Consider the following 15257-nt stretch of genomic DNA (forward strand, 5'->3'; position numbering starts at 1 on the left):
GTCATATAACCGCGGTTCACGGAATCGCTGCGGACTCGGGGAGGTGTTCCAATGCAGACATTGACCGAGATCGTCGCGGCCGTGGTGGTGCATTCCTCCGCCTTCGCCTACTCGCATTTCGGCGTCGCGCTGGAAGCCCCGCGCCCGGTCGAGCACCCCAGCCACAGCGAGCGCACCGTGGCCCGCACCGCGGTTCCCAAGCCCGCCGTCAAGATCATCGATCGCGCGCAGAAGACCGCCGACTGCCCGACCCAGAAGGCCCAGGTCTTCAAAACCTGACGTCCCATTGCGGGACTCCGCGACATTCGGTCTCCGCCGGGCATGATTCCGTCCAATGATGCTTTCCGCCGGGTCGGTTCGCCGGTAATCGTTTCAGTTGGGGCGCGAATTCGGGTCGGCGCGCGTATTGGCGCCTATCCCGGTCGCAGGGTTGAAGGCGCTTGAGACAGGCCGCGAATGAAGATCAAGAAGCGGCATCCGCCGGTGGATTTCCAAAGCCTGACCGACGAGGACGCCACGTCGCGCCTTAGCGCCGCCGCGCCGGAGGCCCAGCCCGATCTCGACCTCGCCGCCGCCGAACCGCCCCCCGTCAGTGCGCCCCTGGCCGAGCCCCAGGCCGCCGCGCCGCTGTCGCCCATCCCGCCCGCCGCCGACCTGACCCCGGCCCCGGTCCAGACCCCCGCGCCGCGGCCGCAGCCGCCGGCGCCCGCCAAGGCCGCCAAGACCTCGGAACTGCCCTCGGCCTGGCCGATCTATCTCGCCGCCCTGGTGGTCTCGGTGCTCTGGGCCCTGGCGCCCATCGCCTTCGCTTTCGGCTATCGTCGGGCGGTGTCGCCCTTCGATTTCGACCCCTTCGCGATCACCGTCCTGGCCGCCATGGCGATCGGGCCGGCGGCCTTCGTCTGGATCGCCGCCTACATGATCCGCCAGGGGCAGATGCTCGGGGCCGAGGCCCGCCGGGCCAAGCAGCTCGCCGACGAGATGGTCACCCCGGCCATGGCCGCCGGCGCCCAGGCCAGCGACGTGGTCCAGGCGGTGCGCGAGGAGATCGTGCGGGCCGGAAACGCCGCCGACGAGGCCCGCGAGACCCTGCTGGCCCTGCGCCAGGCCCTGGCCTCGGAGAGCGAGCGCCTGATCGAGGCCGCCAGCACCAGCGCCCGCAGCGCCGCCGAACTCACGGGCGTGCTCGGCCGCGAACGCACCGAGATGGCCGGCCTGACCCACACCTTGGACGCCCAGGCCTCCGCCGTCGCCGACGCCATCACCCAGCAGGCCCGCATGGTGGCCGAGGCCTCCGACCTGGCCGAGACCCAGCTTCGCGAGGCCGAGGCCGCGCTCGCCGCCCGGGCCGCCGACCTGGCCGCCGCGGCCGGGGAGGCCAGCGACGCCGCCCGCACCGCCGGCGAGGATCTCACCCGCCACATCGCCCGCCTGGAGACCGCCGGCATCGGCGTCACCGACCAGATCCGCGGCGTCGAGCAGGGCCTGACCGAGCAGCGGGCCGGCCTGGTGACCGTGGCCCACGCCCTGCGCGCCGACCAGGAGGCCTTCGGCGCCCAGTCGGAGACCCACGCCGCCCAACTGTCGGAGTTCATCACCCAGGCCCGGCTCTCCACCGCCGAGATGGGCGACCGCGCCGTCAAGGGCGGCGAGGCCCTGCGCGAGCTGATCGCCGAGGCCGCCGAGCAGTTCCGCGAACTGGCGGAGTCGGCCAAGGCCGAGCGCGACGAGTTCGGCCAGTCGACCCTGCATTCCATGGAGGCGGTCTCCCAGGCCGCCGCCGAGGAGCGCCGCAAGCTGGAGGAGCAGACCCGCGCGGCCATCCAGGGCCTGGGCCAGGCCGCCGAGGAGACCCGCAAGGCCGCCGAGGCTCATGCCATCACGGCCCGCGAACAGGTGGACCAGCTGTCGGAGGCCGCCTTCAGCGCCGGCCAGAAGGCCAACCAGGTGTTCGAGCAGCGCCTGGCCGAGGCCCGCGACCTGATCGAGCGCTCCGCCCAGATGGTGGAGCAGGCCGGCGCCGCCACCGCCCGCAAGCTGGAGGAGGGGGCCGTCGCCGCCCGCGCCACCCTGGACGAGCTGGCCGGCATGATGGCCGACATCGAGGCCCGCGCCACCCGCTTGCCGGCCGCGGCCCGCGGTCAGGCCGAGGAGGTGCGCCAGGCCGTGGCCGACAGCATCGACGACCTGATGGATCACGCCCGCCGCACCTCCGACGAGACCCAGGCTATCGACGCGGCCTTCCAGGAGCGTGTCCGCCGCAACTACGAGATGCTCAGCGAGGCCGTGCGCCTGATGGGCACCGTGGCCGGCGGCGCCGCCAGCCTGGAACCGCCGCAGCCGGCCCAGATGCGCGAGCGGATCGTCGCCCCGCCGCCGCGGCCCCGCAGCCGCCGCGAGCCGGAGCCCGAGCCGGAACCCGAATATCAGGAGCTGGAGGAAGAGGACGACGAGGCGCTGGAGCTGACCCAGCCCGTCGAGCCGCCGCCGCCGCCTGCGCCCGTTCGCCGGCCGCGCGTCGCCGCCCCGGAGCCCCTGGAGCCTGAGCCCACGCGCCGCCGCCTGCGCCTGACGCCGACGGCCACCGACGAGGAGTTCTCCAACGTCTTCGAGCAGGCCGCCGGCCGCTCGCCGCCGCGGGAGCCCGCCGCCGCCGAACCGGCGGACGAATGGACCTGGAAGGACCTGCTGTCCTCCATCGACGAGGGCGGCCCGGCCCAGGCCGGCAAGCCCGGCCTGGAGGCGGTGCTGGCCGCCGAGGTGGCCGCAATGGGCATCGACCCGGCGGCCCTGCTGCCCCGCGGCCGCATCGACGAGATCGCCGCGGCCATCCAGACCGAGGACGTCGACGGCGCCCGCGAGGTGGTGCGCAAGCTGGCGCCGGCCGCGACCCGTCGCCTGTCGCGGCGGCTGTTCACCGACCAGACTCTGCGCCGGCAGGTGGTGACCTATCTCAACGGCTTCCAGGACCTGCTGGACGACGCCGCGGCCCGCGATCCGCAAGGTTTCGAGGTCGGCCAGCTGCTGGCCAGCGAGTCGGGCCGCACCTATCTGCTGTTCGACGCGGCGGCGGGGGACTTGGTCTAGCTAGAGGATCACCGCCGAGCCGTTGACCGAGACCATCAGCATCGAGCCGTTGGGGCCCACGGTGTTGTAGTCGAGGTCGACGCCGACGATGGCGTTGGCGCCGAGCGCGCGGGCCTCGGCCTCCAGGCCCTTGAGGGCGTCGGCCCGGGCCTGGGCCAGGACCCGCTCATAGCCCTTGGACCGGCCGCCGATGAAGTCGCGGATGGCGTTCATCAGGTCCAGCACCACATTGGCCCCCAGGATCGCCTGGGACGACACCATGCCCAGGTGCTGACGCACGGGGCGGCCCTCGATGAAGTGGGTGGTGACGATCAGCAGGGGCGGGTCGTTCTTGGCCATGGCGCAAACATAGGGTGAATCCGGTCCCTTCGCGAGGCGCCCTCCCGTCATATGGGCAAAGCCGCGCCCGGGTTTCCCCTGAGGCGCGAAAATGCGTGGGGCGGGCTTTGACCCGGCGCGCGCTTGCGGCAGAGTGCCCCCGCCTGGGGCCTGGGAGCGGTGAATGCTAGTCGCGCAGTCGCATATCGACCTGCACAACATCCGCAACAGTATCGAGCGGACGAAGAAGCTGTCCGACAACGTGGTGGGGATCGGTCCGCTGGGCATCGGCCTGGACGGCCTGCTGACCTGGATCCCCGGGGCGGGCGCGATCTACAGCCTCGGCGCCGGCTGCATCCTGCTGTTCGACGGGGTCCGCGCGCGGGCCGCGCCGATGATCCTGCTGCAGATGGGCGCCATCATCGCCATCGACACCCTGGTGGGTGAAGTGCCCGTGGCCGGCAAGCTGGCCGACATGCTGTTCACCGGCCACAAGTGGTCGGCCGACATGCTGCTCAAGCACATGGAGGACACCATCTATTTCGAGGGCACGCGAAAAGACGCCGTCAACAGCCCGGAATACAAGGATGTTCTCTCCCGCATCCGGGCGGGCAAGGAAAAGCGCCGGGTCGTCTTCCTGGGGTAGCGGCGGGAGCTTTCGGCGCTCCGGTGGAGCTTTCGGGGAAGGGGCGCGTTGAGGCCGGATGGCGGTATCCAGAGATAGAGCGCACCAATCCTGGCGCACGGCCGAGCGGGTCAAGCGCCTGTCCGACCGGCTGGTGGGCTTCGGGCCCTTCGGCCTGGGGCTCGACGGCATCCTGGCCTGGGTGCCGGGCGCCAACCTGATCTACAGCCTGGGGGCCGGCGGACTGCTGATCGTCGAGGGCCTGGCGGCCGGCGCCTCGGCTGGGACCCTGCTGCGGATGGCGGTCTATCTGGCGGCCGACTCCGCGACCTCCGAGGTCCCCATCGTCGGCTGGGCCATCGACACCGTCTTCCCCGCCCACCTGATGGCCGCCAAGGCCCTGCAGAAGGACATCGAGGCCCGCCACGGCCCCGCCGAGATGCCCCACGGCTGGGGCGGCAAGAAGAAGCGCGGCAAGCTGCGCGACATCACCCCGCGCTAGAACGCCGACCTGCTTGGGCTACACCGCCGCGCGCAAGGGGTCCGGCGGCAGGGTCGCGAGCATGCTGGGCCGCACGGACATCCGATCCAACCAGCCGGCCAGGCGCTTGCCTTTCAGCAGCGTCCGACCCTCCGGTGTCTGGGAGAGGTAGGCCAGTTGCGGATACAGCAGCAGGTCGGCCAGGGTGACGGCGTCGCCCACCAGGTAGGTGTTGGCGTCCAGCAGGCCTTCCAGTGCTTCCATGCAGACCTTCGCCTGAGGCAGCGCCGCGGCGCAGATCTCCTCGTTGGCCGCAGAGCCGGTGATCACGGGTCCGACGATCCGCTGGAAGACCACCGTCGATCCCACTTGCGGGAAGAAGTACCAGTCGTTGATCCCCATGATCTGGTTCATCCGCGCCGCGACCTTCGGGTCCGTGGGCTGCAGGGCCGGGCCGGGGAGGGCGGCGTCGATGTAGCGAAGGATCGCCTGGGTCTCGTAGAGGACGAAGTCGCCGTGCTTCACCACCGGGATTCGGCAGAAGGGATTCATGGCGCGGTAGGCCTCGCCCCGATGTTCGCCCGGCGCGACCGGCTGCATCCGATAGGGGGCCGACTTCTCTTCAAGGGCGGCGAGCACCGCCCGCATGAACGGGCTGCCGGGAATGCCGTAGACGATGAACTCTGGCATGGACGGACTCCTTCTGAGCTTGGGGTTAGAGGTTGGCCTGTTGCGCATAGAGGGCGAGCAGGGCGCCCCAGCCGCTGGGCGCGTCGAGCCGAGCGCGGCCTTCGACGGCGCCTGCGCCGAGCTGCTCCAGCTGGCGGTGTTCGAGATCGACCCGGGTCCCGTCGCCTTCGGGGGTGAAGGTCACCTCGAGGATCGTCTCGATGCTGGGGTCGTACCGCCACTGGGCGTTGATCTGCCACACCAGGACCACGCGGGCCGGCGGCTCCCAGGCCGCCACCCTGCCCACCTCGACCTCGCTGTCGTCCTCGCAGACCGTGTACCAGCGGCCGCCGACCATGGGCTCGATCACCGGCCGTTTCAGGGGCGAGGCGCCGATGTGGTGGCTGGCGGGCCACCAGCGATGGATGCCGGAGGTGAAGACCTCGAAGGCCTTCTGCGGCGAAGCCTTGACCAGCACGGTCTTGCGAACCGGGGCGGGGCGGATCTGTTGGTTCATCTCGCCGTCTCGTCGGTGTCGGTGGATTGGTCGACCTCGGCGGCGAAGGCGTCCAGGGCCACGCCCCAGAACTGATCCAGCCAGGCGCGCATGGCGCCCAGTCCCCGCGGGTCGATCTGGTAGATGCGCCGCGTTCCCTCCGGATGGTCCGTCACCAGGCCCGCGTCCTTCAGGACTTTCAGGTGCTGGGACACCGCCGGCCGGCTGACCGGGAGCCCCCGCGCGATCTCCCCCACCGCGGCCGGACCGCGCGACAGGCGCTCGAACACCTTCTGTCGGGTGGGGTCGGCCAGAGCGGCGAAGGTGGCAGAGTGGTAAGTCATCACTAACCGTAAGCCGTAGATTACGGAATAGTCAAGCGCATGACCTTGATCTGGCGCAATGCCAGGATGGGACGATTGAAGGATCATCAACCAGCGCGGCGCATCGTGAGGGCCTGCGTTTTGGAACCCTTGCATGACCGAGACCCTGCCGCCGCGGTTCACGGGCGTCTTCACGCCGAAGCTCGCGACCATCTTCGCCGAGGGCTATGGCCTGAAGGATTTGCGCGCCGACGCGATCGCGGGCTTGACCGTGGCCATCGTCGCCCTGCCGCTCTCCATGGGCATCGCCATCGCCTCGGGGGTGTCCCCCGACCGTGGCCTCTACAGCGCCATCGTCGGCGGCTTCCTGGTCTCGGCCCTGGGGGGCAGCCGGTTCCAGATCGGCGGTCCGGCCGGCGCCTTCATCGTCCTGGTGGCGGCCACGGTGGCCAAGCAGGGGATCGACGGCCTGGTGCTGGCGACCTTCCTGTCGGGCCTCATGCTGACCCTGGGCGGGCTCCTGCGCCTGGGCGCCCTGATCCGCTACGTGCCCCACGCCGTGACCGTGGGCTTCACCGCCGCCATCGCCACCATCATCACCGCCAGCCAGCTCAAGGATCTGTTCGGCCTGCGGCTCGCCGGCGGGGAGCCGGGGGAGTTCGGGCCCAAGATCATGGCCCTGACCCGCGCCCTGCCCAGCACCAACGCCCAGGCCCTGGCGGTGGGGGCGGCCTGCATCGTCATCGCCTTCGCCGTCCGCCGCTGGCGGCCCACCTGGCCGGCCCTGCTGATCGGGGTGGTGATCGCCACCCTCGCGGCCGCCCTGCTGCACCTGGACGTGGAGACCATCGGCAGCCGCTTCGGCGGCATCCCCAGCGGCCTGCCCATGCCCCATCTCCCGGCGGTGACGATGGAGAAGCTGCTGGCGGTCCTGCCGGCGGCGGCGGCCTTCACCCTGCTGGGAGGCATCGAGAGCCTGCTCTCGGCCACGGTGGCCGACGGCATGAGCGGCCGTCAGCACCGCTCCAATATCGAACTGGTGGCCCAGGGCGCCGGCAACATGGGCGCGGCCCTGTTCGGCGGCATCTGCGTCACCGGCACCATCGCCCGCACCGCCACCAATGTCCGGGCCGGCGCCAGGGGCCCGGTGGCCGGCATGCTGCACAGCCTGTTCCTGCTGGGCTTCATGATGCTGGCCGCGCCGCTCGCGGCCTATGTGCCCCTGGCGGCCCTGGCCGGCATGCTGGTGGTGGTGGGCTGGAACATGGCCGAGAAGGCGGAGTTCGCCCGGCTCGTCCGGGTCTCCTGGCGGACCGCCGCGGTGCTGCTGGCGACCTTCGGCCTGACCCTGGCGCGGGACCTGATCACCGGCATCACGGCCGGCTGCCTGCTGGCGACCCTGTTCGCCGCCGAGGCCTGGTTCAGGCGCCGGCGAGCCTGAGGGTCTTCGGATAGAGGCGCTCGCCGGTGAGCGCCGTGTCCAGCAGGAGCTGGGTCGGATTGCGCATCTCCTTCGGCGGCGGCGCCCCCACCGGCCACTTGATGTTGCGCGTGACGCCGGAGGCGTAGGTCTCGGTGTGGAGCTGGGCGGTGCCGCTGACCACGCCGATCGGCTGGCCGGCGGCGACGCGATCGCCCACCTTCAGGCCCCTGGCCGACAGGCTGCTGGCGCGGACCTCACCGTAGAGGGCCACATAGTCCTTGTGCTGGATCAGGATGGCGTAGGTGTTCTCGCCCCCCACCGAGGCCGCGCGGGCCAGGAAGGGGTAGAAGTTGACGATCTGGCCATCCTCCATCGCCACCACCGTGTCGCCCTCGGCGGCGGTCAGGTCGACGCCGACGTGGCGGCGGGTCTGGGGTTTGGAGGGGTCGGCGGGACGGCGGGTGTCGAAGCTGCGCAGCGGCGCGCCCTGGACCTTGCCGTCGAACAGGTGGGCCGGGGCGACGGTGGCCTGGGCCAGGCTGGTGACCACCGGCCAGTAGCGGTGGGCGACGGTGCTCGACGCCATGGGCACGGGGGCGGCGAGCGGGATCGGGGCGGCCAGGGTGCGTTCGCGAACCGGCGCGGTGGCGCTGGCCACCTGGGTCAGGCAGAGCGCGCCGGCCACCAAGCCAAGCTGCGCCAGGGCGAAGGCAAGTCTCTTCCGGATCATGCGGTCCCCTCCGACAATCGCCCCGACAATCACCGGAATGGGGATCGGAGGCAACCCACCTGCGGCGGAAGGCCGCCCCGAGCCCTTGGCTAGGCCTTGTCGAGCTGGGCGTAGCCGAGCTGTTCGTTGAGCCGGTCCAACACCTCGATGGCCGCCTCGGGGACCACCGTGCCGGGGGTGAAGATCGCCGCCACCCCGGCGTCGCGCAGGGCCTGGAAGTCCTCCGGCGGAATGACCCCGCCCACCACCACCAGGATGTCGGCGCGGCCCAGCTTGGCCAGCTCGTCCTTCAGTTCCGGCACCAGGGTCAGGTGGCCGGCGGCGAGCGAGCTGGCGCCGACGACGTGCGCGCCGTCGGCCACGGCCTTGGCGGCCGCCTCGGCGGGGGTCTGGAACAGGTTGCCGATGTCGACGTCGAAGCCGAGGTCGGCGAAGCCCGAGGCGATCACCTTCTGGCCGCGGTCGTGGCCGTCCTGGCCCATCTTGGCCACCAGGATGCGGGGTTTGCGGCCGTCGGCCTGGGTGAAGGCCTCCGTCATCGCCTTGGCCTTGTCGCTGGCCGGGGTGGGGCCGGCCTCGCGCAGATAGACCCCGGTGACCGCGAAGGCCTCGGCGGAGTGGCGGCGGAAGGCGTGCTCCAGGGCCAGGCTGATCTCGCCCACCGTGGCCTTGGCGCGGGCGGCGTTGACCGACAGCTCCAGCAGGTTGGCGGTCCCGCGCGCGCCCTCGGTCAGGGCGGTCAGGGCGGCCTCCACGGCGGTGGGGTCGCGCTCGGCCTTCAGGCGGGTGAGCTTTTCCAGCTGGCGCTCGCGGACGGCGGAGTTGTCCACCTTGAGCATCGGGATCACTTCGGCGATGTCCGAGCGGTAGCGGTTCACGCCCACCACGCTCTGGCGGCCGGAGTCGATGCGCGCCTGGGTGCGGGCGCTGGCCTCCTCGATGCGGCGCTTGGGCAGGCCGTCCTCGATGGCCTTGGCCATGCCCCCCAGGGCCTCCACCTCGGCGATGTGCTCCAGGGCGCGGGCCGCCAGGTCGGCGGTCAGGCGCTCGACATAGAAGGAGCCGCCCCAGGGGTCGACGACCCGGGTCTGGCCGCTCTCGAGCTGAAGGAAGAGCTGGGTGTTGCGGGCGATGCGGGCCGAGAAATCCGTCGGCAGGGCAAGGGCTTCGTCGAGGGAGTTGGTGTGCAGGCTCTGGGTCTGGCCGCCCACCGCCGCCATCGCCTCCACCAGGGTGCGGGGCACGTTGTTGTAGACGTCGGAGGCCGCCAGGCTCCAGCCGCTGGTCTGGGTGTGGGCGCGCAGGGACAGCGAGCGGCTGTCCTTGGGGTCGAACTCGTCCTTCATCAGCTTGGCCCAGAGCAGGCGTCCGGCCCGCTGCTTGGCGATCTCCATGAAGGCGTTCATGCCGGCGTTCCAGAAGAAGGACAGGCGCGGCGCGAACTGGTCGACGGTCATGCCGGCGGCGACGCCGGCCCGGACATATTCGATGCCGTCGGCCAGGGTGTAGGCCAGCTCCAGGTCCAGCGTCGCCCCGGCTTCCTGGATGTGATAGCCGCTGATCGAGATCGAGTTGAACTTCGGCATTTCCCGCGAAGTGTATGAAAAGATGTCCGAAATGATCCGCATCGAGGGGCCGGGCGGATAGATGTAGGTGTTCCGGACCAGGAACTCCTTGAGGATGTCGTTCTGGATGGTGCCTGACAGCTTGTCGTGGCTGACCCCCTGTTCCTCGGCCGCCACGATATAAAGGGCCAGGACCGGCAGGACCGCGCCGTTCATGGTCATCGACACGCTCATCTTGTCGAGCGGGATTCCGTCAAACAGGGTCCGCATGTCGTAGATGGAGTCGATGGCGACGCCGGCCATGCCGACATCGCCCTTCACCCGCGGGTGGTCAGAGTCATAGCCGCGGTGGGTGGCCAGGTCGAAGGCGATGGAGAGACCCATCTGACCGGCCGCCAGGTTGCGGCGATAGAAGGCGTTGGAATCCTCGGCCGTGGAGAAGCCCGCATACTGGCGGATGGTCCACGGGTTGGTGAGGTACATGGTCGGGTAGGGGCCGCGCACGAAGGGGGCCAGGCCCGGATAGCCGGCCAGGTCGTCGAGGCCCGTGATGTCGGCGGCGCCATAGGCGGGCTTCACGGCGATGCCCTCGGGGGTCTCCCAGGCCGGCGCGCTGGGCGAGGCGGCCGGCGCGGTCTCGCCGTCGAAGGGCAGGGTGGCGAAGTCGGGGAAGGTGCTCACGCGGCCACCTCATAGGGTTCGGCGAGACGGATGGGTTTGAGCGCCGGGCAACGGCCGTCGGGGCCGGGCAGGCGGGGCGAGGGGGCCTCGGCGGCCCTGGGGGTCGCGCGCTCCACCTCCACCGGCGCCTGGCCGGGCTGGGGGAAGGCGGTGACCCCGACGATCTTCAGGGGCCCGCCGGCCACGCGGGCTTCGCGAACCCTGGCGGTCTCGGCGGCGATGTGGCCGTCGGCCAGGGCCGCGATCAGGCCGCCCCTGGCCTCGATGGCCTGGAGGGCGGCCCAGGCGGCCCGGGCGATCTCGTCGGTGAGAGCCTCGACATAACCCGAGCCCGCGCCGGGGTCGGCGACGCGGCCCAGGTGGGCCTCTTCCATCAGGACCAGCTGGGCGTTGCGGCTCTGGCGGCGCGCGAAGGCGGTGGGCAGGCCGAGCGCGTCGGTGAAGCTCCCCAGGACGATGCTGTCGGCCCCGCCGATGGAGGCGCCGACGGCGGCGGCGGTGAGGCGCAGCATGTTGGTCCAGGGATCGTGGGCGGCCAGCATGCGGTGGGAAGAGCGCGCCTCGATGCGCGGGGCGGCGGTGACGCCGCAGGCCGCGGTGATCCGGGCCCAGAGGCGCCGGGCGGCGCGCAACTTGGCCAGGGTGGCGAAATAGTCGGCGTCTGCGGAGAGGCCAAGAACGGTTCGCGCGAAGGCGTCCTGCATCGGCAGGCCGGCGCGGACCAGGGCCTTGGCGTAGGCGACGGCGGCGGCCATGGCGAAGGCCAGTTCGCCGGCCTCGCCGCCCCCGGCCTCGTGGACCACCCGGCCCGAGGCCAGGAACAGGCCGGCGTCCGGATAGGACTCGGCCAGCCGCCGGGCGACGGTGGCGGCCGAGACCAGGTGGCTCTCGATGGGGCCGGGGCTCTCGCCGGCTTCGGCGAAGGCGCTGAGGGGATCAAGGTGGAAGAACAGCTTCGCGGCCGGCGAGCCCTTGGCCGCGGCGGCCAGCCAGTCGGCGGCCTTGGGGCCCAGGAAGCCGGCGTCGAGGGCCACCGGCGCCAGCTCCAGCATGACGCCGTCCAGCACCCGGGCCAGATCCTCGGCGGAGCCGACGGCGACGCCGCTCGCCCCGGTGGGGTCCAGGCGGATCAGGGCCGAGGCCGCGCCGCCCTCCAGGTCGGTCATCAGGTCGGCGTTGGCGCGGACCGGGTCGGGATGGGTGATGCGGCCGCGGATGTCCCAGGGCCGCTCGGCGTCGAAGGGACGCAGGGGGAAGGCCGGCGACCGGTCGGCCCCCTCATAGAGCGGCGCGATCGGCAGGCCCTCGGCGGTGGTCCGCATCAGGCTGTCGAAGGGAGCGTCCTTCAGGGTCTTCTCCACCAGGGCGCGCCAGTCGGCGGCGGTGACGGCGGGGAAGGCGGCGGCGAGGGCGGTCAGGTCAGTCATCGGGCCCCAGATGTGCCGCCCGCATGGCCCCCGTCAAGTTCACGCCGGGTCAGCCGCTTGCACGTTCCCGCGTCTTGTATATACGTTGTAAAAATAAGATCCAAAACGCATTACCAGAGGAAACCTTGCCCATGGCCCTGCCGCCCATTCTCGCCGAGCGTCTGCGTATTCCGGTGATCGCCTCGCCGCTGTTCATCATTTCAGGCCCGGAGCTGGTGATCGCCCAGTGCAAGGCCGGCGTGGTGGGGTCCTTCCCGGCGCTGAACGCACGCCCGGTGAGCCAGCTGGACGAGTGGCTGGCCCAGATCACCGAGGAACTGGCCGACTGGGACCGCAAGAACCCCGACCGCCTCTCGGCGCCCTTCGCCGTCAACCAGATCGTCCACAAGACCAACAACCGGCTGGAGGAGGACGTGGAGCTGGCGGTGAAGTACCGCGTGCCGATCACCATCACCTCGCTGGGGGCCCAGCAGGCGGTCAACGACGCCATCCACTCCTATGGCGGCATCGTCCTGCACGACGTCATCAACGACAAGTTCGCCCGCAAGGCCGTGGAGAAGGGCGCCGACGGCCTGATCCCGGTGGCGGCCGGAGCCGGCGGCCATGCCGGCGGCCTGTCGCCCTTCGCCCTTATCCAGGAACTGCGCGAGTGGTTCGACGGCCCCATCGCGCTGTCGGGCGCCATCGCCAACGGCCGCGCCATCCTCGGCGCCCAGGCCATGGGCGCGGACCTCGCCTATATCGGCTCGGCCTTCATCGCGACCCAGGAGGCCCGCGCCGTCCAGGGCTACAAGGACATGATCGTCGAGAGCACCGGCGAGGACATCGTCTATTCGAACCTGTTCACCGGGGTGCACGGCAACTATCTGCGGCCCTCCATCGAGCGCGCCGGCCTCGACCCCGACAACCTGCCCCAGGCCGATCCGTCGAAGATGAACTTCGGCTCGGGCGGCAACCAGGAAGCCAAGGCCTGGAAGGACATCTGGGGTTGCGGCCAGGGCATCGGGGCGGTGAAGTCGATCCCCACCGTCGCCGAACTGGTGGACCGCCTGGCGGCCGAATACGAGCAGGCCAAGGCCGAGCTGGCCGCCAAGACCGCGCTGACCACCGGCCGGGTGCTGATGGCCGCGGAGTAAGGCTAGATCTGGAGCAGGGCGGCGATCTTCGCCCTGACGTCCGCCAGGACGGCCGGCGCGACAGCGCCGTGCCGCTTGGCGCGGCGGGCTCGCCAATCCAGGCTCTTGACCTGATCGGCGAGGATGACGCTGGGCGGGTCCTGGGTTGCCACGACTTCAAAAGGATAGCCCTTGATCCGCGAGGTCATGGGGCAGCAGATCATCATGCCGCGCATGCCGTTGTAGCGCGCCGGCGAAAGGACAAGGGCCGGGCGGTGGCCAGCCTGTTCGTGGCCCGCCTGCGGATCGAACTCCAACGAGACGACATCGCCGGCCTCCGGCACATAGCTCGTCACTACCAGGCCTCGCCGCCAGCTGGGCGGCCGAAATCGATGTCGTCTGGGAAGGTGTCCTCGGCCATGCCGTTGAGAAGCTGATCGAGGTCGTATTTCGACGCCTGAACAGGCTCGATCACCACCCGCCCGTCCTCCTCGCGCACATCAACCGCCTGATCCAGGGATAGCGACGCTGCAGCCATGACGGAGGCCGGAATTCGCACGGAGGCGCTGTTGCCCCACTTCTTGATCTGAACCCGCATGGCATCCTCGCGTATAGACAATGTCGACACTCCACCGGATCGGCCGAGGTGTCAACTTTGTATCGACAATGTCCGCCTAGCTTCCGGTCGAGGTGTACTTCGAGACTCCGAAGCGCCAGGCCAGGAGCGACAGGCCCAGGAAGATGAAGCCCGCCAGGGGCGCGACCGGCAGGAACCAGTCGGGCGCGCCCAGGGGATCGCTGCGCCCCAGGATCGCCAGGACGGGATAGTAGGCGACGCAGGCCAGGGGCACGATGAAGGTCAGGAAGGTCCGGAACCAGCGGGCGTAGAGGGCCATGGGGAACTGGCCCGCATAGACCCCGCCATAGGTGAGGGCGTTGACCGCCTCCAGGCTTTCGACGGTCCAGAAGGCCATGACCGCCTGCAGCACGAAGAGGGCGGCGAAGAAGGCGACCCCGCCAAGGATGGTCCAGAGCGCCATCAGGACGGCTTGGGGCGTCCAGACGAAGTGCAGGCTGGTCGTGGCGATGGCCAGGATGATGGCCGCCTGGAAGAACCGCCCGAACCGGCTGATGCGGAAGTCATGACCCATCAGCTGCAGGGCCGCCGACCGGGGCCGCAGCAGCAGGCGGTCGAAGGCGCCGGTGCGCACGAAGTCGCTGCCGAACACGTCGAAGCCTCGGGTCAGGAAGTCGGCGAAGGCGAAGCTGATGCCGATCAGGGCGTAGAAGAACATCACCTCGCCGAAGGCCCAGCCCTTCACCGCGCCGAAGCGGTCGAACAGGGCCCAGATCGAGACGATCTCAATGGCCGTCGAGGCGAGTTGGCCCAGGGTCAGCATGATCGCCGAGGCCGGATACTGCATCTGTCCGCGCATGGAGGCGCTGAAGTAGCGACCGAGCAGGGAAAGGCCGTTCATCGATCTAGCCTCCCTGCACTTCGAGGCGCGCCATCACCCGCCCCAGCCACCAGCGCCCTGCGGCGATGAAGAGACCTGTCCAGAAAAGCTGCAGGCCGATGCCGGCCCAGGCCAGCGGACCGGTGAGGGCGCCGAAATAGATGCGGTTGGGGATGTCCAGGGTCCCGGCGAAGGGCTGGACGAAGAGGACGGTGCGGACGGCGTCGGGATAGAGGGCGAGGGGCAGGAGGTTGCCGGTGAAGATGATCACGATCGGCTGCATCAGGATGTTGACGCCCCGGGCGTTCATGGTGGCCACCACGACAATGTTGATCAGCATGATGATGGCGCAGGCGAGCGCCACCGCCAGGGTCTCCGACAGCAGGAAGAGCAGGGCGGCCGACAGGCTGGCCGGGGGCTGCCAGGCCCATTGGCCCTGCCCGATGAGGGGCAGGACGATCCCGGCGGCCAGGATCATCAGCAGGACACGGGGCACGACCCGGGCGGTCATCCACCCGGCGGCGCGGACGTACCAGAGGGCGTAGGCGTCCACCGGGCGCAGGCGGTCATAGCTGATGGCCCCGCTGCGGACCCCGTCGGCGATCTCGGGGTCTCCCACCCAGGGCATGACGGCCAGCAGCCCCTGGGCCAGCCAGGTGTAGGTGACGGCCTGGGTGAGGCTGATGGGGCTGGCGGCGGCCGCCTCAGGCGCGCCGAGATAGAAGGCGGCCAGGACCATGACGTGGACCGCCCCGAACCAGCACTGGGTGAAGAACCCGGCCAGGGCGGCGGCCCGGTACTGCATCATCAGCAGGAAGCGCGAATTGAACGCGGCGATATAGGGACGAAGCAGGTCCACG

The 15257-nt window shown here is 70.5% G+C and carries 17 protein-coding genes; 6 read left to right on the top strand and 11 right to left on the bottom strand.

All coding sequences use genetic code 11. The features are described from left to right. Positions 1-51 precede the first annotated feature (51 nt). On the top strand, positions 52-279 hold the full coding sequence (locus ACO06I_RS02265; protein ID WP_421931006.1) for a hypothetical protein: 228 nt from the start codon (positions 52-54) through the stop codon (positions 277-279). 177 nt (positions 280-456) lie between these two features. Then, positions 457-3087, top strand: a complete 2631-nt coding sequence (locus tag ACO06I_RS02270) for a polar localization protein TipN (RefSeq protein ID WP_421931007.1) — start codon at positions 457-459, stop codon at positions 3085-3087. Here ACO06I_RS02270 and ACO06I_RS02275 read toward each other — a convergent pair whose 3' ends face one another. After that, complete coding sequence (locus tag ACO06I_RS02275) at positions 3088-3405, bottom strand: heavy metal-binding domain-containing protein (protein ID WP_421933591.1); 318 nt, start codon at positions 3403-3405, stop codon at positions 3088-3090. 184 nt (positions 3406-3589) lie between these two features. Between ACO06I_RS02275 and ACO06I_RS02280 the strand changes: the two genes are divergently transcribed. Together ACO06I_RS02280 and ACO06I_RS02285 are read left to right on the top strand one after the other, a co-directional pair. Beyond that, positions 3590-4051: a DUF4112 domain-containing protein gene (locus ACO06I_RS02280; RefSeq protein WP_421931008.1), complete on the top strand. Its 462-nt coding sequence runs from the start codon at positions 3590-3592 to the stop codon at positions 4049-4051. A 58-nt stretch (positions 4052-4109) separates the two neighbouring features. Beyond that, positions 4110-4532: a DUF4112 domain-containing protein gene (locus ACO06I_RS02285; protein WP_421931009.1), complete on the top strand. Its 423-nt coding sequence runs from the start codon at positions 4110-4112 to the stop codon at positions 4530-4532. Between the two features lie 18 nt (positions 4533-4550). Here the strand turns inward: ACO06I_RS02285 and ACO06I_RS02290 are convergent, their stop codons facing one another. The 3 genes from ACO06I_RS02290 to ACO06I_RS02300 are packed head-to-tail and all read right to left on the bottom strand — an operon-like array spanning position 4551 to position 6020. After that, the gene (locus tag ACO06I_RS02290) at positions 4551-5201 is read right to left on the bottom strand and encodes a glutathione S-transferase family protein (RefSeq protein WP_421931010.1); all 651 of its coding nucleotides are present in this window, start codon (positions 5199-5201) and stop codon (positions 4551-4553) included. 25 nt (positions 5202-5226) lie between these two features. Then, positions 5227-5697 carry an SRPBCC family protein gene (locus ACO06I_RS02295; protein WP_421931011.1) on the bottom strand — a complete coding sequence of 157 codons (471 nt, stop codon included), beginning with the start codon at positions 5695-5697 and terminating at the stop codon, positions 5227-5229. Continuing rightward, positions 5694-6020 carry an ArsR/SmtB family transcription factor gene (locus ACO06I_RS02300; RefSeq protein WP_421931012.1) on the bottom strand — a complete coding sequence of 109 codons (327 nt, stop codon included), beginning with the start codon at positions 6018-6020 and terminating at the stop codon, positions 5694-5696. Before ACO06I_RS02300 ends, ACO06I_RS02295 begins: the two co-directional genes overlap by 4 nt. Positions 6021-6153: 133 nt before the next feature. Here ACO06I_RS02300 and ACO06I_RS02305 point away from each other — a divergent pair, with 133 nt between their 5' ends. After that, positions 6154-7440 (top strand): SulP family inorganic anion transporter, encoded by a 1287-nt coding sequence (locus tag ACO06I_RS02305; protein ID WP_421931013.1) that lies wholly within the window; start codon positions 6154-6156, stop codon positions 7438-7440. Here the strand turns inward: ACO06I_RS02305 and ACO06I_RS02310 are convergent. From ACO06I_RS02310 to ACO06I_RS02320, 3 genes are all read right to left on the bottom strand, one after another. Next, positions 7421-8152 (bottom strand): M23 family metallopeptidase, encoded by a 732-nt coding sequence (locus ACO06I_RS02310; RefSeq protein ID WP_421931014.1) that lies wholly within the window; start codon positions 8150-8152, stop codon positions 7421-7423. The two genes, ACO06I_RS02305 and ACO06I_RS02310, sit on opposite strands and share 20 nt — an antisense overlap. Before the next feature lie 89 nt (positions 8153-8241). Next, positions 8242-10398: a methylmalonyl-CoA mutase gene (gene scpA, locus ACO06I_RS02315; RefSeq protein ID WP_421931015.1), complete on the bottom strand. Its 2157-nt coding sequence runs from the start codon at positions 10396-10398 to the stop codon at positions 8242-8244. After that, complete coding sequence (locus ACO06I_RS02320) at positions 10395-11825, bottom strand: methylmalonyl-CoA mutase family protein (RefSeq protein ID WP_421931016.1); 1431 nt, start codon at positions 11823-11825, stop codon at positions 10395-10397. The genes scpA and ACO06I_RS02320 overlap by 4 nt, the downstream gene beginning before the upstream one ends. 131 nt (positions 11826-11956) lie before the next feature. Here ACO06I_RS02320 and ACO06I_RS02325 point away from each other — a divergent pair, with 131 nt between their 5' ends. Further along, positions 11957-12961: an NAD(P)H-dependent flavin oxidoreductase gene (locus ACO06I_RS02325; RefSeq protein WP_421931017.1), complete on the top strand. Its 1005-nt coding sequence runs from the start codon at positions 11957-11959 to the stop codon at positions 12959-12961. A 2-nt stretch (positions 12962-12963) separates the two neighbouring features. Here the strand turns inward: ACO06I_RS02325 and mazF are convergent, their stop codons facing one another. From mazF to ACO06I_RS02345, 4 genes are all read right to left on the bottom strand, one after another. Continuing rightward, positions 12964-13296 (bottom strand): endoribonuclease MazF, encoded by a 333-nt coding sequence (mazF, locus tag ACO06I_RS02330; protein ID WP_421931018.1) that lies wholly within the window; start codon positions 13294-13296, stop codon positions 12964-12966. Further along, positions 13296-13538 (bottom strand): AbrB/MazE/SpoVT family DNA-binding domain-containing protein, encoded by a 243-nt coding sequence (locus ACO06I_RS02335; protein WP_421931019.1) that lies wholly within the window; start codon positions 13536-13538, stop codon positions 13296-13298. The genes mazF and ACO06I_RS02335 overlap by 1 nt, the downstream gene beginning before the upstream one ends. Positions 13539-13614: 76 nt before the next feature. Further along, complete coding sequence (locus ACO06I_RS02340) at positions 13615-14418, bottom strand: ABC transporter permease (protein WP_421931020.1); 804 nt, start codon at positions 14416-14418, stop codon at positions 13615-13617. A 4-nt stretch (positions 14419-14422) separates the two neighbouring features. Further along, the gene (locus tag ACO06I_RS02345) at positions 14423-15256 is read right to left on the bottom strand and encodes an ABC transporter permease (protein WP_421931021.1); all 834 of its coding nucleotides are present in this window, start codon (positions 15254-15256) and stop codon (positions 14423-14425) included. Between the last annotated feature and the right edge of the window lies 1 nt (position 15257).

The organism is Phenylobacterium sp. (assembly GCF_965229015.1).
GTDB lineage: Bacteria > Pseudomonadota > Alphaproteobacteria > Caulobacterales > Caulobacteraceae > Phenylobacterium.